The 26,114-nt window shown below is 68.7% G+C and carries 25 protein-coding genes; 21 read left to right on the top strand and 4 right to left on the bottom strand.

What is annotated here, in order from left to right; all coding sequences use genetic code 11:
* Positions 1 to 3 precede the first annotated feature (3 nt).
* The 6 genes from ACFPJ1_RS10180 to ACFPJ1_RS10155 all read left to right on the top strand — a co-directional run bounded on the left by ACFPJ1_RS10180 (position 4) and on the right by ACFPJ1_RS10155 (position 8,391).
* A complete protein-coding gene (locus tag ACFPJ1_RS10180) occupies positions 4 to 3,843 on the top strand; it encodes a hypothetical protein (RefSeq protein ID WP_380103220.1) in 3,840 nt (1,279 codons plus the stop codon).
* 73 nt (positions 3,844 to 3,916) lie between these two features.
* Positions 3,917 to 5,548 carry an alkaline phosphatase D family protein gene (locus ACFPJ1_RS10175; RefSeq protein WP_380103218.1) on the top strand — a complete coding sequence of 544 codons (1,632 nt, stop codon included), beginning with the start codon at positions 3,917 to 3,919 and terminating at the stop codon, positions 5,546 to 5,548.
* Positions 5,545 to 6,408 (top strand): discoidin domain-containing protein, encoded by an 864-nt coding sequence (locus ACFPJ1_RS10170; protein WP_380103216.1) that lies wholly within the window; start codon positions 5,545 to 5,547, stop codon positions 6,406 to 6,408. The genes ACFPJ1_RS10175 and ACFPJ1_RS10170 overlap by 4 nt, the downstream gene beginning before the upstream one ends.
* A gap of 40 nt (positions 6,409 to 6,448) precedes the next feature.
* Positions 6,449 to 6,994: a GNAT family N-acetyltransferase gene (locus ACFPJ1_RS10165; RefSeq protein WP_380103215.1), complete on the top strand. Its 546-nt coding sequence runs from the start codon at positions 6,449 to 6,451 to the stop codon at positions 6,992 to 6,994.
* 105 nt (positions 6,995 to 7,099) lie between these two features.
* Positions 7,100 to 8,023, top strand: coding sequence for an NAD-dependent epimerase/dehydratase family protein (locus ACFPJ1_RS10160; RefSeq protein ID WP_380103214.1), 924 nt, complete (start codon positions 7,100 to 7,102; stop codon positions 8,021 to 8,023).
* A 188-nt stretch (positions 8,024 to 8,211) separates the two neighbouring features.
* Positions 8,212 to 8,391, top strand: coding sequence for a hypothetical protein (locus ACFPJ1_RS10155; protein ID WP_380103212.1), 180 nt, complete (start codon positions 8,212 to 8,214; stop codon positions 8,389 to 8,391).
* A 9-nt stretch (positions 8,392 to 8,400) separates the two neighbouring features.
* Here ACFPJ1_RS10155 and ACFPJ1_RS10150 read toward each other — a convergent pair whose 3' ends face one another.
* The 4 genes from ACFPJ1_RS10150 to ACFPJ1_RS10135 form a co-directional block, all read right to left on the bottom strand.
* Positions 8,401 to 8,721: an NIPSNAP family protein gene (locus tag ACFPJ1_RS10150; protein ID WP_380103211.1), complete on the bottom strand. Its 321-nt coding sequence runs from the start codon at positions 8,719 to 8,721 to the stop codon at positions 8,401 to 8,403.
* 37 nt (positions 8,722 to 8,758) lie between these two features.
* Complete coding sequence (locus ACFPJ1_RS10145) at positions 8,759 to 9,436, bottom strand: hypothetical protein (RefSeq protein ID WP_380103210.1); 678 nt, start codon at positions 9,434 to 9,436, stop codon at positions 8,759 to 8,761.
* Positions 9,437 to 9,500: 64 nt separating this feature from the next.
* A complete protein-coding gene (locus tag ACFPJ1_RS10140) occupies positions 9,501 to 10,202 on the bottom strand; it encodes a phosphatase PAP2 family protein (RefSeq protein WP_380103209.1) in 702 nt (233 codons plus the stop codon).
* Positions 10,139 to 10,843, bottom strand: a complete 705-nt coding sequence (locus ACFPJ1_RS10135; RefSeq protein ID WP_380103208.1) for a phosphatase PAP2 family protein — start codon at positions 10,841 to 10,843, stop codon at positions 10,139 to 10,141. Before ACFPJ1_RS10135 ends, ACFPJ1_RS10140 begins: the two co-directional genes overlap by 64 nt.
* 114 nt (positions 10,844 to 10,957) lie before the next feature.
* Between ACFPJ1_RS10135 and ACFPJ1_RS10130 the strand changes: the two genes are divergently transcribed.
* The 15 genes from ACFPJ1_RS10130 to ACFPJ1_RS10060 all read left to right on the top strand — a co-directional run bounded on the left by ACFPJ1_RS10130 (position 10,958) and on the right by ACFPJ1_RS10060 (position 26,039).
* Positions 10,958 to 11,575 (top strand): excalibur calcium-binding domain-containing protein, encoded by a 618-nt coding sequence (locus ACFPJ1_RS10130; protein WP_380103207.1) that lies wholly within the window; start codon positions 10,958 to 10,960, stop codon positions 11,573 to 11,575.
* Positions 11,576 to 12,154: 579 nt separating this feature from the next.
* The gene (locus ACFPJ1_RS10125) at positions 12,155 to 13,576 is read left to right on the top strand and encodes an FGGY-family carbohydrate kinase (protein ID WP_380103205.1); all 1,422 of its coding nucleotides are present in this window, start codon (positions 12,155 to 12,157) and stop codon (positions 13,574 to 13,576) included.
* Complete coding sequence (locus ACFPJ1_RS10120) at positions 13,573 to 14,190, top strand: histidine phosphatase family protein (protein WP_380103203.1); 618 nt, start codon at positions 13,573 to 13,575, stop codon at positions 14,188 to 14,190. The genes ACFPJ1_RS10125 and ACFPJ1_RS10120 overlap by 4 nt, the downstream gene beginning before the upstream one ends.
* Positions 14,187 to 15,026, top strand: coding sequence for a DeoR/GlpR family DNA-binding transcription regulator (locus ACFPJ1_RS10115; protein ID WP_380103202.1), 840 nt, complete (start codon positions 14,187 to 14,189; stop codon positions 15,024 to 15,026). The genes ACFPJ1_RS10120 and ACFPJ1_RS10115 overlap by 4 nt, the downstream gene beginning before the upstream one ends.
* A 23-nt stretch (positions 15,027 to 15,049) precedes the next feature.
* Complete coding sequence (locus tag ACFPJ1_RS10110) at positions 15,050 to 16,522, top strand: FGGY family carbohydrate kinase (protein WP_380103201.1); 1,473 nt, start codon at positions 15,050 to 15,052, stop codon at positions 16,520 to 16,522.
* Entirely contained in the window at positions 16,519 to 17,541 is a 1,023-nt protein-coding gene (locus ACFPJ1_RS10105; protein WP_380103200.1) for a 2-hydroxyacid dehydrogenase, read from the top strand. The genes ACFPJ1_RS10110 and ACFPJ1_RS10105 overlap by 4 nt, the downstream gene beginning before the upstream one ends.
* A gap of 19 nt (positions 17,542 to 17,560) precedes the next feature.
* A complete protein-coding gene (locus ACFPJ1_RS10100; protein WP_380103199.1) occupies positions 17,561 to 18,259 on the top strand; it encodes an MgtC/SapB family protein in 699 nt (232 codons plus the stop codon).
* A gap of 23 nt (positions 18,260 to 18,282) precedes the next feature.
* Positions 18,283 to 18,711, top strand: coding sequence for a MarR family winged helix-turn-helix transcriptional regulator (locus tag ACFPJ1_RS10095; RefSeq protein ID WP_380103198.1), 429 nt, complete (start codon positions 18,283 to 18,285; stop codon positions 18,709 to 18,711).
* Entirely contained in the window at positions 18,708 to 20,117 is a 1,410-nt protein-coding gene (locus tag ACFPJ1_RS10090; RefSeq protein ID WP_380103196.1) for an MFS transporter, read from the top strand. Before ACFPJ1_RS10095 ends, ACFPJ1_RS10090 begins: the two co-directional genes overlap by 4 nt.
* Positions 20,118 to 20,167: 50 nt before the next feature.
* Positions 20,168 to 21,010, top strand: coding sequence for an inositol monophosphatase family protein (locus ACFPJ1_RS10085; protein ID WP_380103195.1), 843 nt, complete (start codon positions 20,168 to 20,170; stop codon positions 21,008 to 21,010).
* Positions 21,007 to 21,171, top strand: a complete 165-nt coding sequence (locus tag ACFPJ1_RS10080) for a hypothetical protein (protein WP_380103194.1) — start codon at positions 21,007 to 21,009, stop codon at positions 21,169 to 21,171. The genes ACFPJ1_RS10085 and ACFPJ1_RS10080 overlap by 4 nt, the downstream gene beginning before the upstream one ends.
* Entirely contained in the window at positions 21,168 to 21,854 is a 687-nt protein-coding gene (locus tag ACFPJ1_RS10075; protein ID WP_380103193.1) for a glycerophosphodiester phosphodiesterase, read from the top strand. The genes ACFPJ1_RS10080 and ACFPJ1_RS10075 overlap by 4 nt, the downstream gene beginning before the upstream one ends.
* Before the next feature lie 193 nt (positions 21,855 to 22,047).
* The gene (locus tag ACFPJ1_RS10070; protein WP_380103191.1) at positions 22,048 to 23,244 is read left to right on the top strand and encodes a Gfo/Idh/MocA family protein; all 1,197 of its coding nucleotides are present in this window, start codon (positions 22,048 to 22,050) and stop codon (positions 23,242 to 23,244) included.
* A 119-nt stretch (positions 23,245 to 23,363) separates the two neighbouring features.
* Positions 23,364 to 25,019, top strand: a complete 1,656-nt coding sequence (locus tag ACFPJ1_RS10065) for a phosphodiester glycosidase family protein (RefSeq protein ID WP_380103190.1) — start codon at positions 23,364 to 23,366, stop codon at positions 25,017 to 25,019.
* A 162-nt stretch (positions 25,020 to 25,181) separates the two neighbouring features.
* A complete protein-coding gene (locus ACFPJ1_RS10060) occupies positions 25,182 to 26,039 on the top strand; it encodes a DUF559 domain-containing protein (protein ID WP_380103188.1) in 858 nt (285 codons plus the stop codon).
* Positions 26,040 to 26,114 lie beyond the last annotated feature (75 nt).

The following is a 26,114-nucleotide window of genomic DNA, read 5'->3' as shown; positions in this document are numbered from 1 at the left end:
CGCGTGCCGTCGCTCGCCGAGATCATCGCCGATCCTCCGAGGTCCTTCTCACCAGTACCGATCTGGTGGTGGAGCGGCGAACCGCTCGACCCGGCGCGGTTGCGCTGGCAGCTCGAGCGGTTCGTCGAGGGCGGCGTCTACCAACTCGTCGTCCTCAACCTCGCGCCGGCCGGATCGGACCACGGCTGCGACGCCGACGATCCACCGTTCCTGTCCGAAGCCTGGTGGGAAATCTTCCTCGGCGTCTGCTCGGATGCGGAGGAGCTGGGCGTCTCACTGTGGTTCTACGACCAGCTCGGCTTCTCCGGAGCGGACCTGCAGGCCGGGTTGGTCGCCCGCCAGCCGTCGTACGCCGGACGTCGGCTGCAGCGCGCAACCACCGCCGGCACGGGTCGCCTGGTTCTCAGCTGCCCTGCGGGTGGTCGGCCGATCGCGGCGGTGCTGGAACGCTCGGACGGAAGTCCAGGCCAGCCGGTCACTGTCACGGGCGACGGCGCGGAGTGCGAAGCGCCGATGGAATCCACGCTGTCCTTGTTCTACGAGACCGACCACGGCTTCGACTACCTCGGCAGAGAAGCCTGTACTGCGTTGCTCGACCAGGTGCACGGGGAGTTCGCCCGCCGGCTGGGCGATCGGCTCGGCAAGGTGGTGGTCGGGTCGTTCCAGGACGAGCTGCCCTCGGTGCCGACGTGGTCCGCCACCTTCGCCGACGAGTTCGTCAGCCGGTACGGCTACGACCTGCGGGATCGCCTGGCTGCCTTGTGGGGTTCGCCGCTACCGGATGCGGATCAGGTGAGACGCGACTACCACGCACTCCGGGCGACCCTGGCCGAGGAGGCGTTCTTCAAGCCGCTGCACGAGTGGCACGAGCAGTACGGCCTCATGGTCGGTTGCGACCAGCAGGACCCCGCCCGCGCGGGGCGCCCGGTCGAAGGTGTCCAGCTGTACGCCGACTACGCGCGGACGCATCGCTGGTTCAGCGCGCCGGGCTCCGACCACCACGGGGACGCCCGGATCCACTCGTCGCTCGCGCACCTCTACGACCGCCCACGCACGTGGATCGAGGCATTCCACTCGACCGGGTGGGGCGGCACGCTCGAGGAGACCTTCGACTGGTTGCTGCCCTGGCTGCGAACGGGCGCCACGCTCTACAACCCGCACGCGGTCTACTACACGACCAGAGCCGGGTGGTGGGAGTGGGCGCCGCCCTCGACGGACTGGCGCCAGCCGTACTGGCGGCACCACAAGCACTTCGCCGACACCGTCGCCGGGTTGTGCGCCGCGCTCTCGATGGGCCGGCACCTGTGCGACGTCGCCGTACTGTTCCCCACTGCGACAGCGCAGGCCGATCTGACGATGGATGGTCCCGGGCCTGACGCCGTACGGGCTCAAGAGGTGTATCGGGAGCTGATCGGAGATGCGACCTGGTTCGCGCCGTTGCGGGGTGTGCTGGATGGTGCGCGGCTCGATGCCGATGTGATCGACGATGACTCGCTCGCGGGTGCGGAGGTACGGGTCGGGTCGGAGGTGCGGTTGTGCGTCGCCGATGAGGAGTACGCCGCCGTCGTGTTGCCTGCAGCAACTGTTCTGGAAGGTGCGGTGGCCGAGCGGCTGGATGAGTTTGTTGCCGCGGGTGGGTTGGTAGTTGCCGTCGGCGCGCTTCCGGCCCGCGGTGTTGCCGGTGGTGACAAGGCGGTCGCGTTGTTGCGTGAGCGGTTCGCCCGACGTGAGGCGCAGCTGGTGGCGACCGCGGAAGAGGTTCCCGCTGTGCTGGCGCGGTTGCCGCGCCCGGTCGAGGCCGAGGTGCCGACGCTCGCGCGTGAGGTGGATGGTGAGCTGGTCGTCTTCGTCACCGCGACCGAGTGGAGCGCGACGCGGGTCGGCGATGGTCGGGCCGTTGAGCGCGGCATCAGTCACGACTGGGCGACCGTCGGCTATGACTTCGACTCCGACCGGTATCTGCGCGAGGTCGTCGTCCGGGTGCGCGATATCCCGGGTCCGCCGATGCTGGTGTCTCCCTTCGGTGGTGAGCCGAAACCCCTTGCCTACAAAGTGGATGACGATGTCGCGGAGGTCGTTGTGCCGTTCGACCAGGGACCCGCCGCGCTGTTGGTGTTCGCCGCCGGCAACCCGTCGGCGCCGTCCGTCGTTGCTGAGGACTGGCAGCACGAGGTGGTCGACGGCGAGTGGGAAGCGACGCTCCTGCCGACCTTGGACAACAGTTGGGGCGACTTCACCTGGCCTGCTGCGGCACCCTCGGGCGAGGTGGTCGTGGAGCGGTGGGAGCTGCTGCATCGCGTCGCGGGTGACGAGCAGTGGCATCCGGCCCATGCGACCTTCGGGCCGCACGGGCTGATCGACGGTACGCCGATCGAGTACTCCGAGAGCCGCGGCATCTACAAGGATCCGATCCACAAGCACGCGCTCGGACCGAAGGGACACGTGCCTGAGGAGTTCCTGGACTTCGGCGTGGTCGCGGCCGGGCGGACGGTCTGCTTCCAGGCCGCCTTCACCTTGGATGAGGCGCTCGACACCACGGCGGTGGTCGGGGCTCCCGCGGCCAAGGAACTGCTGCTCGACGGCGTAACCATGCCGATCGACGACGCGGGTGGTCACTTCGCCGCCGCGGCCGTCCGTCTCTCCACCGGACGGCACACGGTGGAGCTGCGCCTGACTCCGGAGGTGGAGACGCCGCTGCGGGCGAACCTGGCGTTCGTCCGGGACACCTCCGCCTACCGGCGACCCCAGTGGATCGCCCTGGCCGAGCCACCACCTGCCGGTACTGCGATCCGGTTCACCACGTCCGTAGTACCGGCTGGTGAGTCGGAGGTGACGTTGACCGCGAGTGGGTCGGCGCGGGTGTTCGTCAACGGGGTCGAGGTGGGCCGCCAGGGCGGGTTCCTGCCGTACGAACGTCCGACGCCTCGGGTACGGCGGTACAACCTCGCCGAGGCGCTCCGGCCGGGAGAGAACCAGGTGACGATCGAGGTCACGCAGCCGTCGCCGATCCTGGTCGACGGGCTCGTTGTCTCGGACCACGGCTGGGTGGGCGAGGTCGCCGGGGTGCCGGCGAAGGTGGTGCGCAGGCGGCAACAGCATCGCGCGCTCGCCGATCTCCACCTGAACCGCCGGCCTCACCCGTTGCCCAAGGCATCTTGGCTGAACGGCTCCAGTTCAGGCTCGGACGACTCGGGTTCGGGTGTGGTCGAGCCGATCACGTTCGCCGTACCGCGGATCGATCCGCAGCGCGTCGAGTACCTACGGTTCGACCTGCCGCCGGGCACCGTTCGCCTCGAGTTCGCTCTGGCCGGGCATGCTGTCGTCGCCGTGGACGAGACCGAGATCGCCACGGGCTCCGGGCACCTGGTCGCGGAGGTTCCGGCCGGCGCTCGCGTCGGTCAGCTGACCTTGCTGACCACGCCGGGCTTCGAGGCGGGTGCGGCGCTCACCGGACCGATCCGGGTGATCGTCGGCCCCGGGCGGATCGGCCTGGGCGACTGGGAGGACCTGGGCCTGTCGGAGTACAGCGGGGGAGTCCGCTACCGGCGACAGCTCACGATCCCAGCCGGCGAACGGATCCAGCTCGACCTGGGTCGAGTACGCGGTACTGCGGAGGTGCTGGTGGACGGGCGGAGCGCGGGGGTCCGGTTCTGTTCGCCGTACGTCTTCGAGCTCACCGGGTCAGTGGGTGAGGTCACTGTCGACGTCGAGGTCTTCGGCACGGCCGCGCCCTACCTGGACGCGGTGAGCCCGACCCATTTCGTGTTCGGGGGACAGCGGACGTCAGGCCTGTTCGGGCCGGTCCGGCTGCGGTCCCTGGCAAGCCCGCCCAAGCACCAGTGATCCAAGCCCCAGTGATCCAAGCCCCAGTGATCCAAGCCTCTGTGATTCGAGCCCTAGTGAGGAGCCTGATCAAGTGACCGAAGATCTCAGACCAGCGGTGAGGATGGCCCGGCGCCGATTCCTCACCCTCACGGGCGCCGCGACCGCGGTGGCGTTCGGTACCAACCTGCCGGGCAGCGCGCTCGGTACCGGCGGGACCGGCGGTCTCACCAGCAACCCGTTCAATCTCGGAGTCGCCTCAGGTGATCCGTTGCCCGACGGCGTGGTGATCTGGACTCGCCTGGCGCCCAAGCCGTTCGAGCCGCTCGGCGGTGCTCCCTACAAGGAGGTCCGCGTCGACTGGCAGGTGGCGACCGACGAGCGCTTCCACCGGGTGATCCGCTCAGGCCGGGCCACCGCCCGGCCGGAGTACGCGCACAGCGTGCACGTCGACGTACGAGGGCTACAGCCCGGCCGCCACTACTGGTACCGCTTCCGCTGCGACGGTTACCTCAGCCAGACGGGCCGCACCCGTACCGCGCCCGCGCCCGGTGCTCGTGGCGGTCAGTTGACGCTTGGCGTGAGTTCCTGCCAGTCGTGGCCAGACGGGTACTACACCGCACAGCGGCACCTGGCGTCCGAGGACGTGGACGCGGTGGTCTTCCTCGGCGACTACATCTACGAGTACGGCATCGCTGCTGCCGGTGGACTGCGCAACGTGGCCGACCCGGTACCCAGCCAGTTCCGTACCGAGGCGGACACGCTGGACCGGTACCGGCTGCAGTACGCGCTCTACAAGGCGGACCCGGATCTCCAGGCGGCTCACCTCAACGCGCCCTGGATCACCACCTGGGACGACCACGAGGTCCAGGACAACTACGCAGGCACGGTCTCCAGGACCAACGCTCCCGTCGAAGACTTCCTGGTACGCCGTGCCAACGCGTACCGCGCGTACTGGGAGCACCTGCCGCTGCGGGGTCTTGCTCCGCAGGGGCCGAACTACCAGCTCTACAGGCGATTCGGCTTCGGGCGGCTGGCCGAGTTGAGTGTGCTCGACACCCGTCAGTACAGGTCCGACCAGGCGGCAGGCGACGGCTGGAAGGCCGACTCGGAAGCACGACGCGACCCGGCGCGCGTACTGGCCGGGCAGCAGCAGACGCAGTGGTACTTGAACGGCCTGAACCGCTCACGGGCCACCTGGAACGTGCTGGCCAACCAGGTGATCCTGAGCCGGATGGACCTCGACCCGACCGCGGCAGACCTCTACAACATGGACGCGTGGGACGGATACGGCGCCGAGCAGAAGGTGATGCTCGACGGCATCGCCGCGAACCGCCACCGCAACCCGGTGGTGCTGACCGGTGACGTGCACGCCGGCTACGCGATGGAGCTGAAGCGCGACTTCGCCGATCCGTCTTCGCAGACGTACGGAGTGGAGATCGTGCCCACCTCGTTCAGCAGCGGCGGCAACGGCGTCGACGTGTCGGCGAACGGCCAGAAGTTCCTGGACGGCAACCCGCACCTGAAGCTGGTCAACGAGAAGCGCGGTTACTCCGTACTCCGGTTCGACGAGCGCGAGCTCCGGGTCGACTTCCGCGCGGTGCCGTACATCGACAAGCCGGGCGCCCCGATCTCCACGATCCACTCGTTCGTGGTCGAGGCCGGCAACCCGGGTCTGAACTCCGTTGCAGGCAGCACTGTCGAAGACGAAAGGGCGGTCCGATGAGAATCCGTGGCTGGAAACCGTTGGTGCTGCTGGGTGCGGTCCTGATCGGGGTAGTTGCCGCAGGCATCACCGGGCCGGCCGTTGCCGACCGCCCCACTCAACGCGGCCTGACGCTCGCGGCCGACGTGGCGGAGGTCTCCGCCGTACCGGTGCCGTGCGCCAAGCAGGGCTTCGAGCTGCGCTTCGGCAACACCGGCAAGACCGCCGTGTACGCCGACGCGTTCCTGGAGGCGGGTGCACCACTGACCCTGTCGCGCAAGCTGGTCTCGAGCTACCTGCCGCCTGGCTACACGCTGAAGGTGCCGATCGACGTAGGCGCGCCCCGCGGTACAGCGCCTGGCACTTACGCGATCGAGGTCAAGGCCGGTGACCAGAAGCTCAGCGTGCCGGTGAAGGTCGGGGAGCCGCCTGTTGACAACAGTGGCAACCTCGCGCGCTTCGTGCCGGTGACGGCGTCCAGCGAGCACCTGCCGGTCTACCCGGCCTGCGGCGCGGTGGACGGCGACCGGGACTCGGAGCACTGGGGGAAGACCACCGGGTGGAACGACGCCACCAAGGGCAACTTCCCCGACTGGCTGCAGGTCACCTTCGACAAGCCGGAGACCGTGGGCCGGGTCGACCTGTACACGCTGAACTCGAAGCAGTACCCCGCCGCGGGGTACGGCCTGAAGGACTGGGATGTGCTTGCTCAGGTCAACGGAGCTTGGCAGACGGTCGCGTCGGTCCGCGACAACACCGCCGGGCTGAACAGTTCTACCTTCACCCCCGTCACCGCCACCGCGGTACGGGTCCTCGCCCTGGCTTCCAACGAAGGGCCTACCTACTCGCGGATCGTCGAGCTGGAGGTCTTCGCGGAATAATCGCGAGCGGCGTGCGGGGTGGCGCGACTACAGTTCCAGCGTGTTCGCGATCGAGCTGGATGAAGCTGCCGAGTTGCGCTTGCTGGAGCCGTGGCAGGCCGAGGAGTTCCTCGCCCACATGGACCGGGCTCGTGAGGTGGTGGACCCTTGGATCCCGTGGGCGAAACGCAGTACGGACCTGGACTCGGCTCGCGCCACCCTGCAACGCTACGCGGACCTCGCGGCCCGCGACGCCGGCCGCCTCTACGGCATCTGGCTCGACGGCACCCTGGTCGGTGGCACCATGTTCGTCTCCTTCGACGCCACCGCGGGCAACTGCGAGATCGGCTGCTGGCTGGAGCCGGCCGGCCAGGGGCGCGGCCTGATCACCAAGGCCGCAACGCACCTGATCGACTGGGCGGTGCGCGTCCGGGGTCTCCACCGGATCGAGTGGATCACCCGCCCCGACAACACCGCCAGCAGCAACGTCGCCCGCCGCCTCGGCATGCAGCTGGACGGCACCCTCCGAGCCGACTACCTCCACGATGGCGTGCGCCACGATTCCCAGGTCTGGTCGCTCCTAGCCCCCGAATGGCTCGCCCGCTAGCCCAATGTGATCCCGGCCTCGTCTGGCGTCTGCATGTCACAGACGGTTGGGGAGCCGTGTCCCTGGTCTCAGAAACAGTTTTCTGGAATCAGGAAGGTGATGGTCATGCGGGTGTTCGTGGCAGGCGGTACCGGGGTGGTGGGGCGGCGGCTGGTGCCGCAGCTCGTGGCTCGGGGCCACCAAGTGACGGCTACGACGACGGCCTCGGGCAAGCTGGGCTTTCTGCGGGATCTGGGCGCGCAGGCGGTCGTGATGGACGGGCTCGATGCGAGGTCGGTCCGTGAGGCGGTGGCCGCGGCTCGGCCGGACGCGGTCGTGCACCAGATGACCGCAATCTCTGAGGGCAAACCGGACATGAAACACATGGACCGGTGGTTCGCCACCACCAACCGGCTGCGCACCGAGGGCACGGATCACCTGCTCGCTGCTGTCGAGGCGACCGGCGTACCCCACTTCGTCGCGCAGAGCTACGCGAGCTGGAACGGGATCCGTGAGGGCGGCTGGGTGAAGACCGAGGAGGACCCGCTGGATCTGCTCGAGGGAACGGTGGCGAACCCCGGGATGAAGGCGATCCGCCACGTCGAGGAGGCGGTCGCCAAGGTTGGCGGCGCGGCTCTCCGGTACGGCGGGCTCTACGGACCCGGCGCCACCGACGACCAGGTCGAGCTCGTGCGCAAACGACAGTTCCCGGTCGTCGGGGACGGCGCCGGCTATTCCTCGTGGGTCCACTTGGACGACGCGGCGAGCGCCACCGTCCTGGCGGTGGAGCAGAAGGCAACAGGCGTCTTCAACATCGTCGACGACGAACCTGCGCCGGCTGGCGACTGGCTGCCCTACCTGGCAGCATGCGCGGGCGCGAAGCCCCCGATGCGAGTCCCCAAGTGGCTGGCCCGCCTGCTGGCCGGCGAAGTGGCCGTCACGATGATGACCGAAGGCCGCGGTTTCTCCAACGCCAAAGCCAAACGAGAACTCGGCTGGCAACTCCGCTACCCCTCGTGGCGCCAGGGATTCAAGGAAGCATTGTCCTGAAGTACTGCGGTACTGCCGCACCCCTCACCCGCATCGTCAAGACACACCGAGCCCACGAACTACCGACCGATAGTCGGAGAACTCTGAAAGTGGAGGCGAATGCCCGGCAGTTGCTGAGGACGGGTGAGTGGCGTACGCAACGACAGGTAGTACCGCGTTCTCTGTGCGCCTCAACCGCCTCGGTAGGTGTGGAGGTTGACGTCCCGAGCGACGTCTTCCTGTCGTTCGGTACAGCCGCGCCGGAGCAGTGCCGCACGCAGGCGGAAGCCCTCACCGCCGCTTGCACCCGACTCGCCACCCTCGACCAGTCCGTCAGTGCAGGCGCGCACCCCACCCGCGTCAGCGGGACCACGTCGTACGCCGCCTAGCGCCTCGCACTAGTCCGGCAGGTCGCTCGGCAGCATCGGTCGCATGAAGGTGCGGTCATACCGCAGCACGCACCCGCTCTCCTCGCGGATCTGGTCGGCCTCGATGAACTCGGGATCGACCCCGAACCCCTGCCGGTACTGCTCGTAGGCGGCCAGGCTCTCGAAACTGAACAACGCCAACGCACGGTCACTCGCCCCCTCCGACGGCAGGAAATAGCCGTGATGCGTCCCACCGTGCCGCTCCACCAGTTCCATCCAGCGCCGGCCGAACCTTTCGAATGCCTCGATCTTCGCCGGATCGATGACGTAATCCACCACGCAAGTAATCACCGCACCACCTTGTCATCCCCGGGTGGCAGCGGCGGGATCAACCGGTCAGCAACCGGTCCGGCTGGAATCTGTTGCGCAGGGCAAGGAATGACTCGATCAGCGCACCGACCCGCGGGCTGACCAACTCGTCGTCGAGCAAGCAGGTGTCGCCGGACAGCTCGAACTCGCGGGCGCTGTCGGACACAAGGTTCAGCAGCTCGGTGTTGCTCCGCAAGGTCAACCTCTGCAGGGCGATCCGATGCGCAGCCACGCCGGTCATGCCGAGCAACATCCGTTCGCCCATCATCACCTCCAGCCATGCCTCGGCCAGCGGCGCGGACAACCTGCTCAGCCACGGCTGTACTGCGGGTGCCACCCGTTCGCGGAACGACGCCACCCAGGGCGAGCACTCACCGACCAAGGGGTTGACGGTGAACCTCGCCGTGGTGGTCCCGTCGGCCACGATCGCGCGCAGCATTGCGACGTTGTCCCGCACGGTCGCGAATCTCGGCGAGCCGCCGAACAGGTCGAGGTCGTACTCCACCATGCAGCCCTTGCGTCGCAGCAGTTGTACCGCGACCAGGAGTTCGCTCAGGCGTGTGGCATCACCGGCGATCCCCGACAACTCCAAGCGGACAAGGGAAACTCCGTCGCCGCGCGATCCGTCGTACGCCCCCGACAGCACGTCGCGAGGCGTCCAGGAGGCGCCCGCCACCATGCTCTGATCAGTATCCATGGTCCCCCCACGACGCCGATCGAATAGTTCAAGGTCCGCCCGCGCCGGGCCTATGTCAAGGGGGTCACCCGGTGTGGCCGGCCGACCTCGCGCTGGCAGCGCGGGCTCCTCGTCGCCGGCGGGTGCAGTGTTGGTACCAGCCGTACGCGAGCAGGGCGCAGATGGCGCCGTTGATCACCGCCGCGCCGATGTCCGTGAGGTGATGCATCCCGCGGTACAGCCGCGCGAATGCCACGAGCAGCGGCATCGCGAGGCAGAGGATCACTGTCGTCCACCGCAGCCACGCGCGTTCGATGCCCAGCGCGAGCAGTGTGAACGCGAGGTAGAGGCCGGTCGACGCACCCACGTGCCCACTGGGGAAACTCGCTGTCGGTGGTGACGCGTCGAGTTTCTCGACCGGTGGGCGGTCGCGGTCCACGACCCTGGCGGCGATGAGGAAGATCAAACCCTGCATGGCGATCGCGATCGGTGGGACGAGCGCCAGGCGCAGGTCCCGGGTCCGCCACAGGAGCAAGGAGGAGACGATGATGCAGACACCGATCACGGCCGCGGTGTTGCCGATCTGCGACCACACCGCCGTGATCGTGTTCCAGGTGCCGGTCCGGTCCGCGGCGAGATCCTTGTTGACCGCCTCTTCGGCGTGGAACCCGTCGAGTGGTCCTTTCAGTGTGAGCCCGATGCCGATGATGAGGCCACCGAGCGCTATGCCGGGTGCGACGGCCCTGGTGAGGAGGTCGCTGCCGTCTTGCCGATGAATCCGATCCATGAAGCGAACATAATGCCCAGACCGAGTACGTGCCCGGCGAGAATGTCGGACGGGAAGTGCGCACCGATGAAAAGCCGGTCCAGGCCGACGATGACAGGCACCACGATCGCGAGCGCGACCGCGATGCGGCGTTGGGTGGCGGAGAGCAGCGGCCAGAGCAGGAAGACCATGACGCCGGCCGCCAGGGTGATGTTCAGGGCGTGGCCGGAGGGGAAGGAGTAGCCCTGCGCGTGCGGCACCGACTCGTCGTCGACGATCGGCCGGGAGCGCTGGGCGATGAGCTTGGAGACGACCCCGATCACCCAGCCGACCATCATCGTGACGAACGCCCACAGCGCCCGCCCCTTGAGGTTCTTCGACCTCCAGACCCAGACCACGACTGCGGTCGCGATCAGGTACACGAAGATCGGCTGGCTGACGAGCTGGATCACGGTCAGGGCCGGCACCAATCCATGACGAACGCTGAACCCGGTGGCAGCCCGGATGGCCGCTTCATCGGCCCTGATCAACGGATCGAACTGCTGCCGCACCGCAAACCCCAGCAGCACCACGGGCAGCGCGAACACCGTCATCGCCAGGACAGCCCGGAGCAACCGCCAACGCCGCGCCCGGACGACAGCAGTCGCACCTACCCGCCGCATCGCCATAACCAACCTGTACCCATCCACCCACCTACCGGACGCTCAACACTTCTCCGGGGATTCCGTTGTAACGCAGAGTCATCATCCGCGATGTAGTCCCCGAGGGGGACTCACATGCATCACTTCAACTCGCCACCAACCTGGCCCGCACCACCATCATCCGACTGGCAACCACCACCCGGCTGGCGCCCAGACCCGACCTGGCCACCCGCGCCACCCGGCTGGCGCTTCTGGCTGAACGAACGAGGCGGCCGCAGCATCGGCCCTCGCGGTCTGTACGGCTCGGTCGGCCGAGGTCGCCTGGCAGCGGCGGGTATTGGTGGCGGTCTCATTCTCCTGTTCGTGTTGGGAGCGATCGGCGGCGGCAACACCGGACAAGCGGCGCAGGCGGGTCGGCCTGGTCCAGCGCCGACCGTCACCGCGACCGCCACGGCGACGGCGACTGTGACGGTTCGCGAGACTGTGCCGGGGCCGACCGCAACGGTTACTCAGCCGCCACTTCCTGCACGGACGGTGACCGTCAAAGCGCCCACGGCAACCACTACTGTGACGAAGCCCGTCCCGCTGGCGCAGTCGAGCAAGAGTGTCCAGCCGCGGAAGACGACGGCGCCGCAGGTGTACTACGCGAACTGCACGGAAGCGCGGGCCGCCGGGGACACGCCTTTGTATGTAGGGGATCCGGGATACGCCTCGCACCTGGACCGCGATCACGACGGAGTCGCGTGCGAGTAAGCCGGCAGAAATTGCCTCTGTGTAATTAGTTGCTTACTGTCCGTCGAGCTGGTCAACGCGCCGAGAGGGCCCATATTCTTTACCAAGATTTAGGCGTGACGTTCGAGGTTGCCGGTCGTTGAGCTGTCAGACAGTTACTGATCATCGGGGTCCTGGGGGACCCGGGAGGGCCACCCGTGCATCGATTCAATCCACCGCCCAGCTGGCCTGAGCCGCCGACCGCCACGTGGCGTCCGCCGCCCGGGTGGGAACCCGACCCCGCGTGGCCTGACGCACCCGCGGGCTGGGGATTCTGGATCAACCGTCATGGCCGCAAGGCCAGTGGTCCGATCGGGGCGTACGGCGCCCTCGACGCGGGCCGCCTCGAGCTAGCCATCGCCGATCCTTCGCTTCTCCTCATGCACAGCTGACGGAGTTTGCGCAGACTGCCACCTAGCGTGAAACGGGTCCGGCCTCGATGGCCGGGCCTGTTGCTGTTCTACCGGGGGACTGTTTCAGCGGACGAGACCAGCGCTTCTTATCGCGATCTGATGTTATGTTATCAATGTGGCTAACATCCGCGGGAGGGGAGAGCGGCCAGTGCGCGAACCGGCCTGGATCGGCGTGGACCTGGGAACGCAGAGCGTCCGGTCCGTCCTCGTCGACGCGACCGGGACGGTACTCGCCCGCGCGGCCCGCCCACTCACCAGCCGCCGCGACGGCAGCCGGCATGAACAGGACCCGCGCGAGTGGTTCGACACCGTCGAAGCCACCCTTGCCGAGGTCAGTACCCCGGACGTCCAGGGCCTCACCATCTGTTCCACCTCCGGTACCGTCCTCCTCACCGACGCCGACGGCAACCCCACCACCGCAGCGCTTATGTACGACGACGCGCGCGCGGCCGGGTACCTCGAGCGCATCGTGGCGGCGGATCCCGCTCGCTGGGCTGGAGCGATGCAGCCGACCTGGGCACTCCCCAAGATCCTCTGGCTCCTCGAACAGCAGGACACCGAGCGGACCAGCACCCACGTAAGCGGCAGCCTGCGGATCGCGCACAGTGCCGACGTGGTCGCGAGCCGCCTGGCAGGTCATCCCGTCGCCACCGACACCAGCCACGCGCTCAAGACCGGCTACGACCTGGTCGCAGACCGCTGGCCACTCGAAGCCTTCGACGCCCTCAACCTCGAGCCCGGCCTCTTCCCCGAAGTAGTCCTGCCCGGCAATGAGCTCGGCCAGGTCTCCAAGGCAAAAGCCCAGGTCACCGGGGTCCCCGAAGGCACTCCCATTTACGCCGGCATGACCGACGGCTGCGCGGCCCAGATTGCGGCCGGCGCCCTCGCTCCAGGCGCTTGGAACTCCGTCCTCGGGACCACCCTCGTCCTCAAAGGCGTCAGCAAGGAGCTCCTCCAAGACCCGACCGGCGCCGTCTACAGCCACCGCTACCCGGATGGCGGGTGGCTCCCCGGCGGCGCGTCCAACACCGGAGCCGGCGCACTCACAGCGATGCTCCCCGGCGCCGACCTGGACGCCCTCGGCCGGCAAGCCCGCGAGCTCGGCCCGATCAACGCCGCGATCTACCCGATCACCGGCAGAGGCGAGCGATTTCCCTTCGTCGCCCCGAAGGCCGAACGCTTCCAGCTAGGCGATCTACCGGATGACCTGCACTCGTATGCCGCAGTACTGCAGGGTGTCGCGTTCATCGAGAAGCTCGCGTTCGAGCATCTGGCGAGCCTCGGCGCCGAGCCGGTCCGATCCGTCTCGCTCACCGGTGGCGCCGTCCGCAGCGGCTACTGGAACCAGCTCCGCGCCGACGTCCTCGGCGTACCGGTGGAGCTGCCCGCCTCGCCCGACCCGGCGTACGGGATGGCGGTGCTCGCGGCGTCGGCCGGTACGTCGGTGACGCGGACCGCCGAGCGGATGGTCCGGATCGACCGGGTGCTCGAACCGCGACCGCAGGAACGGCTGACCACCTTGTACGGCCAGTTCGTGGCCGAGCTGGATCGACGGGGGTACCGGGGATGAGGACGACCGTCGTACTGGCGCGGCACGGGCGGACCGAGTGGCACCACGGCAACAGGTACACCGGTTCCACGGATCTGCCGATCGACGAGGTCGGTCACCGGCAGGCGGAGCAGCTGAAGGAGTGGGCGGCGGACTTCGCGCCGGACGCACTCTGGTCGTCGCCGATGCTGCGAGCCCGGCAGACCGTCCAGCCGATAGCGGATGCGCTCGGGCTCCCACTGACGCTGGACGATCGCCTGCGCGAGGTCGACTTCGGTTCGGCCGAGGGGCGCATGCTGAGCGAATTGCCGCCCGCCGTGGCCAAGGCGTTCGAGCTGGATCCGGTCGGCTGGCACTTCCCGGGCGGTGAGGATCCAGCGGAGGCGGCGGATCGGGTGCACGAGGCGTTCCACCAGATCGGACGACAGCACCAGGGCAAGAAGGTGCTCGTGGTCGCGCACAACACGTTGCTCCGGCTGCTGGTCTGCCGGGTGCTGGGACTGGAGCTGAAGGAGTACCGCAGACTTCTACCGGCCCTCGGTCCCGCGGCGCTGGTGCGTTTGCGCTGGGAGGACGGCACAGTGGGTCTCGAGGCGTTCAACACCCCGGCTGTCCGAATGGAGACCCTGGCATGAGTTCTGACACCGTCGACGGCGACACCCGGCCGGCACCCGCTGATCCTGGCCGCCCCGACACGGCCGAGCTCAGTCGCCCGGCCCGCCGCCAGGCCGAGATCGCCGCGTACGTCGTCGAGCACGGTTCGGTGTCCGCGAACGACCTGGTCGAGGCGTTCGGGGTCAGCGTGATGACGGTCCACCGCGACCTGGACGAGCTCGAGCGGCAGGGTGTCGTCCGCAAGTACCGCGGCGGCGTGACCGCTCAGCCGACCAGCGTGTTCGAGAGCAACGTCGCGTACCGGCTGAACACCGCGCAGGCGGAGAAGTCGGCGCTGGCCCGGCACGCCCGGGCGATGATCGAGCCCGGTATGTCCGTGATGCTCGACGACTCGACCAGCGCGCTGGCCCTGGTCGACCTGTTCGAGGACATCACTCCGTTGACCGTGGCAACCAACTTCCTGCCGGCGATCAGCAAGCTGACCGGACTGCGCGACATCACCCTGCTCGCCCTCGGTGGCATCTACTCCGCCACCCACGACTCGTTCGGCGGGATGCCTTGTGCCGAGGCGGTCGAAGCACTGCACACCGACTTCCTCTTCTGCAGCGTCTCGGCGGTCTCGCCGACGCACGCGTTCCACCAGGAGGAGGAGATCGTGCTGGTCAAGCGGGCCATGCTGCGGTCCGCGCGGACGAAGGTGCTGCTCGTCGACCACGGCAAGCTGCGGCGGACCGCGCTGCACCGGCTCGCGCCGCTGACCGATTTCGACGTCGTGGTGGTGGACGAGAAGACCCCGGCCGACCTGGTTCAGGCCTTGCGTGACAACGGCGCGACCGTGGAGGTCGCACCGCTCTAGCAACACTAGGAGGGGAGTACCGCGTGGACGTGGGAGTGGACGTCGGCACCACCGTCACGAAGGCCGTGGCCTTCGACGAGGCGGGCCGCCAACTGGCCGAGACCTCCCGCCCGACCCGGCTGGTCCGGCCGGGGCCCGGCCGGTTCGAGCACGACACCGACGAGATTGTTGCCTCGGTCAACGAGGTGGTCGCCGAGCTGGCGGCGGACGTCGGCACCGAGCCGGGCGTGCTCGCGATCACCGCGCAGGGCGACGGTCTCTGGCTGCTCGACTCCGACGGCAACCCGGTCCGCCCGGCGATCTCCTGGCTCGATGCGCGCAGCGGCGCGATCCTCGAGCGGTGGACCTCCGAAGGTGTTGCCGAGCAGGTCTTCCGGCGATCTGGCAACCGGATGTTCCCCGGCGCGTCCGGCCCGCTGCTGGCCGCAGTACTGGCTGAGGAGCCTGAGGTTCTCGCGCGCGCCGGCACAGCGGCGTACTGCAAGGACGTCGTGATGCAACGCCTAACCGGAGTCCGGGCGACGGATATCTCGGACGGCTCGGCGCCTTTCCTCGACCCTCGTACGAACGAGTACGACGCTGACGCCTTGAGTGCGTGCGGTCTCTCCGATTGGCAACACCTGCTGGCTCCGGTCGAGCCAGGCGGTCCCGTCGGCGAGCTGCGCGACTCGGCCACCGGGCTGGCTCTGGGGACACGCGTCTCGGCCGGCCCCTACGATCTCCCGGCCGCCGCGATGGGTGCGGGAGTCAGCGAAGTCGGCGACGCCCTACTGACCGTCGGTACTACGCTCGCCTGCCAGGTGGTCACGCGAGAACTGCCGGTGGACGACGAGCCGGCCGGGTTGTTCCTCGGTACGTGGACGCCCGGAGTGTGGTTGCGCGCGATGCCCGCGATGGTCGGCACGGCTGCTCTCGATCGAGTGCTGTCCTTGGTGGGGCTGGGAACCGATGCGCTCCCGGCACTGCTGGCCGACAGTCCGGCGGGTGCTCACGGCGTCACAGCGCTGCCTTATCTGTCGGAGGCCGGTGAGCGTGCGCCGTTCGTCGAGACCGGCGCGCGCGGCACGATCGACGGGATCTCGTTGTCGACCACCCAGGCCGATGTGGTCCGCGCGACCTGCGAAGGAATCGCCTACGCCGCGCGGCACTGCCTCGACGCGGCCGGCTGGACCGGCCGGGTGACGGTGTGCGGCGGCGGTGCGAAGAGTCGCGAGTGGACCCAAATCCTCGCCGATGTGCTGAACAGTCCGCTGCACACGACCGACGCGTCCCAGGTCGCCGCGCGGGGTGCCGTGATCGGCGCGCGGCTCGCTGCCGATCCGGCCGGCGCCGGCCCGGAGTGGGTCGCCGTTAGCCGTCAGGTCGACCCCGATCCGGCCCGTGCCGCCTTCTACGACGAGGGATACGTCCACTACTTGCGCCGCGTCGAAGCCGCGCGTCCCCGCTGGTCCGACCCGGCGCCAACCGTCCTTGCGCAAACCTCTGGAGCTCGATGAGAACCGTCAGTACTCTGCTCGCCGGCGACCACTTCGTCCGCAACGATCTGCTCGCCGCCTCCCTGTCGAAGCTGGAAGGTGTCACCTTCGACTTCCAGGAGGTGACCTTGCCGTGGCCGCTGACGCCGTACGGGCGGGTCGCCGAGGTGGATGAGGCGAGCGATGCCGAGGACCAGTTGGTCGCGGCGTTGCCCGGGGTGGAGGTGGCGGTCACCCAGATGGGGCCGTTCACGGAGAGGGTGCTGGAGGCGGCGCCGGACCTGCGGTTCCTGGTCTGTTGCCGGGGCGGTCCCGTCAACGTGAACGTGCCTGCGGCGACCAAGCGCGGCGTCATCGTCTCCTCGACTCCGGGACGCAATGCCACCGCCGCCGCCGAGCACGCGGTTGCCCTGATGCTGGGTGCATTACGCAAGCTTCCGCAGTTGCAGCGCACTCTGGAACAGGAGCAGTGGCGCAGCGACCTCTACGCGTACGACGAATGTGGCTCCGAACTGGACGGCGCGACCGTCGGCCTGATCGGGTACGGCGCGATCGGCCGCCGGGTTGCCCGGGTGATGCTTGCCTTCGGCGCCCGGGTGCTCGTAGTGGATCCGGCGACAGACCCGTCCTCGGCGCCGGAAGGGACCGAGGTGGTCGAGCTGGACGAGTTGCTCAGGCGGTCCGACGTGGTCAGCCTGCATGCACGCCTGACCGAACAGACCCGCGGCATGATCGGGGCGAAGCAACTCGCTCTGATGCCCCGGGGCGGAGTACTGGTGAACACTGCGCGTGGCGGCCTGCTCGACTACGAGGCGGCCGTCGACGCGCTGGAGTCGGGGCAGTTGGGGGCGGCGGCGTTCGACGTGTTCCCGGCCGAGCCGGTGCCGGCTGGTTCTCGGCTGCTGACCGCGCCGAACGTCGTGATGACCCCGCACCTGGCCGGCGCGACCCGGCAGACCGCGGAGCGGGCCGGTTCGATCGCCGCCGAGGCGGTCGCGGCGTACCTGGCGGGTCGTGATCCGATCGGACTAGTTTCCTGACTGTGGGGAACCGACAGCCATGAATCTGGCGAGCTCCAGCACCGGGACTGAGCTCCTCCTGCTGCTGTTCGCGTTCGTGTTGTCGATGGTGATCGGCGTCGAACGGCAGATACGACAGAAGAGCGCCGGGGTGCGTACTCACACGCTGGTCGGCACCGGTGCCGCGGTCTTCACCCTGATCTCCGCGTTCGGTTTCCCCAGCGTCCTCTTCGGCACCGACGTCAACGTCGACCCGTCCCGGATCGCGGCCCAGATCGTCTCGGGGGTCGGCTTCCTCGGCGCCGGGGTGATCTTCATGCACCGCGACATGGTGCGCGGGCTGACCACCGCGGCGACGATCTGGATGACCGCCGCGGTGGGGATGGCCTGCGGTGCGGGCATGCCGGTGCTGGCCGTGGCGGCGACCGCGCTGCACCTGATCACGGTCGGACCGTTGGCCCGGCTGACGAAGTACCTGCCGTCACCGGACCGTCGCAAGCTCATCACCGTGCGATACGTCGACGGGGCCGGGGTGCTGCGGGCGATCCTGGCGACGGCGACCTCGATGGGGTTCGAGGCGTCGGTGCTCCGCACGGAGGTGCACCGCGAGGACGGAAGGCAGCAGGTCAGGGCCTCGATGCGGTTCACCGGCCGGACTCCGCTGCAGAGCCTGGTGATCGCGCTCGACGATCTGGAGGGCGTCACCGGGGTGCAGTTGGCGGACGATGACTACGATTGAAAGTCATCAGCTATGCTGATGGTATGGCGAGCGATGCGGGGGCACACGAAGTACGGCAGAGCGTCTTCCGGCTGGTCCGGCGGCTGCGGCAGGAGCGGCCCGACGCGGGGCTGAGTTATTCGCAACTCGGGGCGCTGGGCTGGTTGGAGCGCGACGGGTCGATGACGAACGCCGATCTGGCTGCGGCGGAGGGTGTGGCGCCGCAGACGATGATGCGGACGACGGCGGAACTGGTCGCCGGTGGATTGATCAGCCGTGCTGATAATCCCGAGGATCGCCGTCAGGTGCTGCTGACGATCACCGAAGCAGGCCGGGAACTGATCCTGGAGGATCGGCGGCAGCGTGACAGCTTCCTCGCCGAGGCGATGGAGACCACCCTGACCCCGACCGAACGCGAACTCCTCCGCCTCGCCGCCGGCCTCCTCGACCGCCTCTCCGAGTACCAGCAATGACAGCTACCGCAGTCTCGGCAGACGCCGAGGTGGTCGTCCAGCAGCCCGAGTTGCCGCGGCGGTTTGCGGGGGCGATCGGGCTCGGGACGTTGTTGCAGCCCTTGAACTCGTCGATGATCGCGGTCGCGCTGGTCCAGATCGGCCTCGACTTCCACGCCGGCACGGAGACGCAATGGCTGGTGTCGGGCCTCTATCTCGCGACCGCGATCGCGGCCCCGACCGCCGGTCGCCTGGCGGACCTGCTCGGCGCCCGGCGAGTGTTCCTCTCCGGCCTCGTCCTCGTCGCTCTCGTCTCCGCCCTCGCCCCCTTCGCGCCGACCCTCGGCTGGCTGATCGCCGCCCGCGTCCTGCTCGGCATCGGGACGGGCGCGCAGTTCCCGTCGGGCGTCGCGATGATCCGCCGGATGGCCGACCGGCGAAAGGCCTCCGCGGTCGGCGCCCTCGGACTCCTCGCGATCTTCGCCCAGACCTCGGCCGCCCTCGGCCCCAGCATCGGTGGATTCCTGGTCGGCACCTTCGACTGGCAGGCGATCTTCATCTTCAACCTGCCGGTGGCCGCGATCGCCGGCATCTGCGTCCTGGTGCTCGTGCCGCGCGACCCGCCGCGCCAGCGGGACAAGAGCAGATCCATCTGGCGTGAGATCGACCTCGCCGGACTCGTCCTGTTCAGCGCGGCGATGACAGCAGTGATGCTGATCCTGCTCTCTCTGGCCGACCAGCCGCTCTGGTGGCTGCTGGCTGTGGCGATTCCCGTCGGAGTGATCTTCGTGGTCTGGGAACGCCGCGCCGCGACTCCCTTCGTCGACGTCCGGCTGCTCGCCACCAGCGCGACGCTCTCGATGAGCTATCTGCGCACAATGCTCACGTACGTGGCGTTCTACGCGATCTTCTACGGCCTGCCGGGCTGGCTTGAGCAGAGCCGCAAGCTCGACCCGTCAAAGGTCGGTCTGGTGGTGCTGCCGATCGCCGCCATCGGCGCGCTCACCGTCATCGGTGCGACCAGGCTCGCGCGGAGCCGCGGCCCGGGCCCGCTGCTGCTGATCGGCTCGGCAGGCCTGCTGGTCGGTGGGGCGGCCCTCGCCTTCGGGGTGCACTCGGGGACGCCGATCGTCGTACTGGTCGTGATCAGCGCGGTACTGGGTATCCCCAACGGCTTCAACGGCCTCGGCAACCAACTCGCCGTCTACAGTGCGGCGCCGGCCGAAGAGACTGGCGCCGCCGCCGGCCTCTTCAGAACCTCCCAGTACGTCGGTGCGAACCTGGCCGCCGCGGCCATCGCCCTCGTGTACTCCGGCCCCGCAACCGACGCGGGCCTCCACAGACTCGGCTATCTCGTGGCCGGGATCGCCGTCCTACTCCTGGTGGACGCCCTGCGTCAGTCCCGCTCTGGACCGGCCTCTGCGTGAAACGATGTGATTTCGCTGAGCAAATCACATCGATTATCTATACGTCACCATTGATCGGTGATAATTTCACGGCGTGCCAACCACTCCGCCCCCTGAGACTGCCGCGCTGCGCGACCTGGCCGTGTGCCTGGCCCACGCTGCCGGGGAAGAGTTGCTGGACCGCCAATCAGGTTTATCGATCGACGCGGCCCGGTGTCGAGACCAAATCCTCCGCCACTGATCCTGTCAGTGCCGCGGACCGCGCCTCCGAGAAGCTCATCACCGATGGGCTCACGGCGAGCCGCCCGGACGACGGTCTGCTCGGTGAAGAAGGCGCGGCCAAGACGTCGACGACGGGCCTGACCTGGGTGTTCGACCCGCTCGACGGCACGGTGAACTACCTCTACGGCCGCCTCGACTGGTGCGTCAGCATCGCCGTCGAAGACGATGCCGGCGCCCTGGCCGGAGTGGTCCACCAACCCCGCACCGGCATGACCTGGTCCGCGATCCGGGGCCACGGCGCCCACCGCGATGGCAGACTCCTCGGCCCGCTGCGTGACGTGATCCCCGCGGCTGCCTTGGTGAGCACCGGCTTCTCCTACCTGGCGGATCAGCGCGCCGAGCAAGCGGAGTACGTCCGCCGCCTGCTGCCCGTAGTACGGGATCTGCGGCGGGGTGGGTCGGCGGCGCTGGACCTGTGTGCGGTGGCGGACGGTACTGCGGACGCGTACTACGAGCACCTGATCCAGCCCTGGGACATCGCGGCCGGCGCGTTGATCGCGCGGGAGGCCGGGGCAACGACCATCGGCGGACCGGGTACTGCGCTGCCGCGCGGCGTGCTGGCGGCTCCACCGGAACTGGCGACGGCGCTCGTCGAACTGCTCGCCCCACTGAAACCGAGGAGGCTGGAGTGACCGCCCTCGACGGCCGCAACTCCAAAGTCGCGATCTACACCGGCCTGCAGCAGATCTACGCCGACAACGCGGCGCCGAAGAAGGTGTTCAGCTCGGTCGCCCGCCGGCTCGAGGCGATCGGTGACGAGGTTCGCCGCCAGTACGAGGAGAAGGTGCTTTGATCATCACCGGCCACCGAGGCGCACTCGGGTCCGAACCGGAGAACACCCTGCGCTCGTTCCGCCGAGCCGTCGCGGACGGGTGCGACGAGATCGAGCTCGATCTGCGGGTGACGTCGGACGACCACCTCGTGGTGATGCACGACGCCACGGTCGGCCGGACGACGAACGGGTCGGGCGCGGTCGAGGACCTGACCTTCGAGGAACTCCGGTCCCTCGACGCCGGCCTCGGCGAGGTAGTGCCGACCTGGGCCGAGACAGTCGAGGCCGTCTCCGTGCGCTTCCAGGCGGAGGTGAAGGCCGCGCGGGCGGTCCCACTACTGGTGGAGTCGCTGCAAGCCGATCCCGCTCTGGCCGCCCGGACTCTCGTCACCTCCTCCCACGCGGACATCCTGCTAGCCGTCCGCCAGGCGATGCCGACGGCCGAGACCGGCCTGATCTTCGGCCGTACGCCGGACGTGGCAGACGTCCTCGCCCTGACCAAGGCAGCCCAAGCCGGTACTGCGCTGTGCGGCATCGCAGGCCTCACCGTCGAAGCCGTCGAGAAACTCCACAAGGAAGGCTTCGCCGTAACGGCCTGGCCAGTCCCCGACGCCGCCACCTACTCCCAAGCAGTAGCCCTAGCCGTAGACGGCATAACCACAGACCACCCCAACCACCTCCCCATCTCAACCCCCACCCACTAACTGCCAGCCGAGTGTCGGTGCGCCGGCCCACAGCTTCCCGTGGAGGGCTGCTCGTTGCTCAGTCCGCTTTCCGTCACCTCAGCCATTCAGCCGACCTCAGCCGGGGGCGTTCGTAGTACAGGTGGTCTGGGTCACATCTTGATGTGCGGAATTGTTCTTACATGAGCGGGAAATGTGTGATTGCCTTTGGTTCATGAGCATCAGCATCGGTGTGGTCGGAGCCGGCCAGTTCGCCCCCTCGTTCCTGCGGTTGTGGTCCGCGCATCCCGACGTCTCGGCCGTCCGGCTGACCGACGTCCTGCCGGACCGGCTGGCCGAGCTGTCGGAGAAGCAGGGCGTGACCATCACGTACCAGTCGTTCGAGGAGATGCTCGCGTCCGACGTCGACGCGGTCGCGATCTTCACCCAGCGCTGGCTGCACGGCGAGATGGCGATCCAGGCGCTGGAGGCCGGCAAGCACGTGTACTCGACCGTGCCGATGGCGATCGAGGCGGACCAGATCGCCCGCATCATCGAGCTGGTCCAGGAGACCGGCCTGACCTACATGATGGGCGAGACGAGCTTCTACTACCCGTCGTCGGTCTACTGCCGCCAGAGGCTCGCCGCCGGTGACTTCGGCCGGGTCTTCTACTCCGAGGGCGACTACGTCCACGACATGGACCTCGGCTTCTACGCCGCCTACCAGTACAGCGGCGGCGAGGACTGGAAGAAGACCGCCTCGTTCCCGCCCATGCTCTACCCGACGCATGCCGTCGGCAACGTTCTCTCGGTGACCGGGCAGCACGCCACGCATGTGTCCTGCATCGGTGTCAAGGACGACCGGGGCGACGGCGTCTTCGACAAGGAGATCAGCCAGTTCGACAACGACTTCAGCAACGCGACCGCGCTGTTCAAGCTCGCGGACGGCGGCGTGATGCGGACCAACGAGATGCGCCGCGTCGGCTACCCGTCGCACATCCGTGAGTCGCGGCTGCGAGTCTTCGGCACCGAGGGCAGTTTCGAGCAACTGGCCACGACCACGCTCTGGCAGACCAAGGAAGGCGTCGAGGACGTCAGCCACCTGATGGAGACCGCGCCGAGCGGTTCGCTGGAGGACGACGACCTGGCGAACGTCGACCCGGCCCTGCGCGACGCGTTCATGTCGGGGCTGTCGCCCGTGCACGACCGCGACCGGCTGCCGGCCGCGTTCGCCGGCCTACACAACGGCCACGAGGGCTCGCACCACTTCCTCGCCGACGACTTCGTCCGCGCGGTCGCCGACAAGACCCTGCCGCCGATCAACGCCTGGGTCTCCGCCCGATACACGCTGCCCGGCATCTTCGCCCACCAGTCCGCGCTGCAGGGCGGCGTCCAGCTGGAGATCCCCGACCACGGCGACGCCCCCGCCTGAGCCTCACCTGCCAGTGCCGCACCTCTTATCCGGAAGGGGTGCGGCACTTTCGTCCGCCGGTCGTTGGTAATTCACGTGGAAGCCTTGCAGGTGGTCGGCGACTGACATAGGACAGAGTCATGATCATCCGCCACCCTGCCTCCCCCCGCTCAGCCCTGGCCGGTACTGCGCTCGCAGCCGCGCTGGTGGCCGGCTCAGTAGCCGCCAGTACTGCGGTCGCGCAGCCCCCCGCCGCTGAAACCGCCTCGGTCTCCAAGTCGCTGCCACTAGGCCCGGCCAATCTTGCCGAGACCCGCAACACCAGCACCCTCCAGCCGGGGGTGACGCTGACGACGATCGTCCGCGGACAAGCCGGGCCCGAGTCCTTCTGGACCGTCGAGGTCGCGATCCCGTCGAGCTCGCCCGACCCCGATGCCCCGGCGACCGCGCTGTCCGACCAGGCGACCGCCGACGCCACTGCCGGGCGTCTTCGCACCGCGGGCCTTGACCCGAGGGTGGAGAACGTCCCGACTCCCAAGCTCGCTGACGCGGGCGGGGGGTCGCTCGGCTATCGCGTCCGCCTCGGCTCCTTCGCCACGAAGGCCGAGGCCGATGCCCTCCGGACGAAGGTGATCGCCGCCGGACTGGGCGGATCCAGCCTCTACACCGGCTGGGACGGCGAACCCGACGACGTCAGCGGTTCCACCGGCCCCTGGCACGTCCAGGTGCTGACAATCGACCCGAAGAAGTTCCACGGCGGCCTCGACGCGACGTACGGGCCTGACATCGAAGCGCGCGAGACCACGAGCGCGCTGGCGACCCTGACCGGTGCCACCGCCGCGGTCAACGCCGGGTTCTTCGTGCTCGACCCGAAGGCCGGCGCTCCTGGCGACCCCGCGGGTGTCGCGGTGTACGACGGGCGACTGGTGAGCGAGCCGACCGCTGGACGGCCCGCGCTGGTGATCGGCGACAACGCCCGCGGTACTGCGGTCGAGCGGTTCCGCTGGCGCGGCGAGGTCCGTGGCGTGGGACGACCGCTTCCGCTGGACGGACTGAACCGAGTGCCCGGCCTGATCCGCAACTGCGGCGGTACCGCGGACGACCTGCCGACCGCGATGCCCTTGCACGACGTCACGTGTACCGACGCGGACGAGTTGATCGCCTTCGACGCGTCGTACGCGACCGCGACGCCGAGCGGTCCGGGCGCCGAGGTGATCGTCGACCGGCACGGCGTGGTCACGGCGATCCGTACGACGGCCCGCGGCGGCGCGATCCCCGAGGGCGGCCGGACCGTCCAGGCGACCGGCACCCAGGTGGCGCCCCTTCTAGCCGCGGCCAAGATCGGCAAGCGACTCGAGATCAGCGCGTCCCTCGTCGACACGCGGGGGCACGATGTACGCCTGTCGCCGCGGACCACGATCGTCAACGGCGGACCTGAACTGGTCCGCGACGGCCGCCTGCTGGCGACCCCGAAGGCAGACGGCATGGCCCCGGCCGACAACCCGAGCTTCTACTACGGCTGGGTCCACAAGCGGAACCCCCGCACGATCGCCGGCGTAGACGCCCAGGGTCGTACGGTCCTGATCACCGCCGACGGCCGCAACGTCGACAGCCTCGGCCTCGGAATCGGCGAAGCCGCCGCAGTAGCCAAGTCCTTCGGCCTCCGCAGCGCCATCAACCTAGACGGCGGCGGCTCCACCACCATGGTCGCCAACAACAAGGTCCTCAACACCCCCTCAGACGCAACAGGCGAACGCCCGGTCGGCGACGCCCTGGTCATCACCCCGCAGAGGTAGATCAACCCCCGTGCCGACCGACAGGAAGTGCCCCTCGTACTCCGCCTCAGGCTGCCGGCACCCACCGTGAACCGCAGCCGCTGAAGGAAGTACTACCTGTCGGTCGGTACGCCTGTGGACAACTCCAGAGGCGACCGGCCGTTCTCCGGCAGGCTTGTGCGGATGGAATCCGTGCCCAAGGTGGTGGCCCGCAATCGCGGCAACGCCACCTTCGCCGAGCTGGTCGAGGCGACCTCGCGCCGAGCGCTCGCGCAAGGGGTCAAGGCGGGGCAGGTGGAGCGCCTGGCCCGCGGGATCTACGTCCTTCCCGGCGATGACCGTGATCGCCGGACAGCCTTGGCGTACGACGGAGTCGTCTCGCACCTGAGTGCGGCGGTCGCCTGGGATCTGCCGCTGCTTTCCCCTCCGCCGAAGCCGCACATCACAGTCCCGACAAAGCGCCGTCCGCGGCGAGGGCCGCCTGCTGTGCTGCACTGGGCGCCGATCGATCCCGGCGACCGGCCGAGTCGGCTGACCTCAATGGTCCGGACGGTGGCCGACTGCGCGCGGATCCTGCCGTACGGCGAGACGCTCGCGGTGGCCGACGCCGCCTTGGCGAGTGGGTTGATGCACCACCGCCAGTTGGTCGCGGCGACCGACGCGATGCGTGGACCTGGGCGGACGAATGCCCGTCGGGTCGCCGCAACCGCGACCGGCGCCGTGGACAGCTTCCTCGAGTCGATGCTCCGGGCGTTGCTGATCACCGCTGGCATCGAGGGATTCGTTCCGCAGTACTTGGTGGAAGATGGGCGCTTCCGTGCTCAGGTAGACCTCGGCCACGGCGTGGCTCGGATCGCTCTGGAGGCCGACGGATACCAATTCCATGGATCGAGCAGTGACTTCGCGGTCGACTGCCGCCGGTACGACGAACTGGTGGCCGCGGGATGGCTCGTGCTGAGGTTCACCTACCAGCAGGTGATCTCCGACCCGGAATGGGTGGTGGCCACAGTCCGCCGAGCGTTGTCGCACCGGTTCAGCTGACGTCGGCGTACGGACCGACAGGACGTACTGCCTGTACTCCGGCCCGCCGCGCCGTGGGTGAGGCGGGGGGACGGC

The sequence above is a fragment of the Kribbella qitaiheensis genome (assembly GCF_042657745.1).
Taxonomy (GTDB): domain Bacteria; phylum Actinomycetota; class Actinomycetes; order Propionibacteriales; family Kribbellaceae; genus Kribbella; species Kribbella qitaiheensis.
This window is presented reverse-complemented; position numbering and strand designations above follow the sequence as displayed.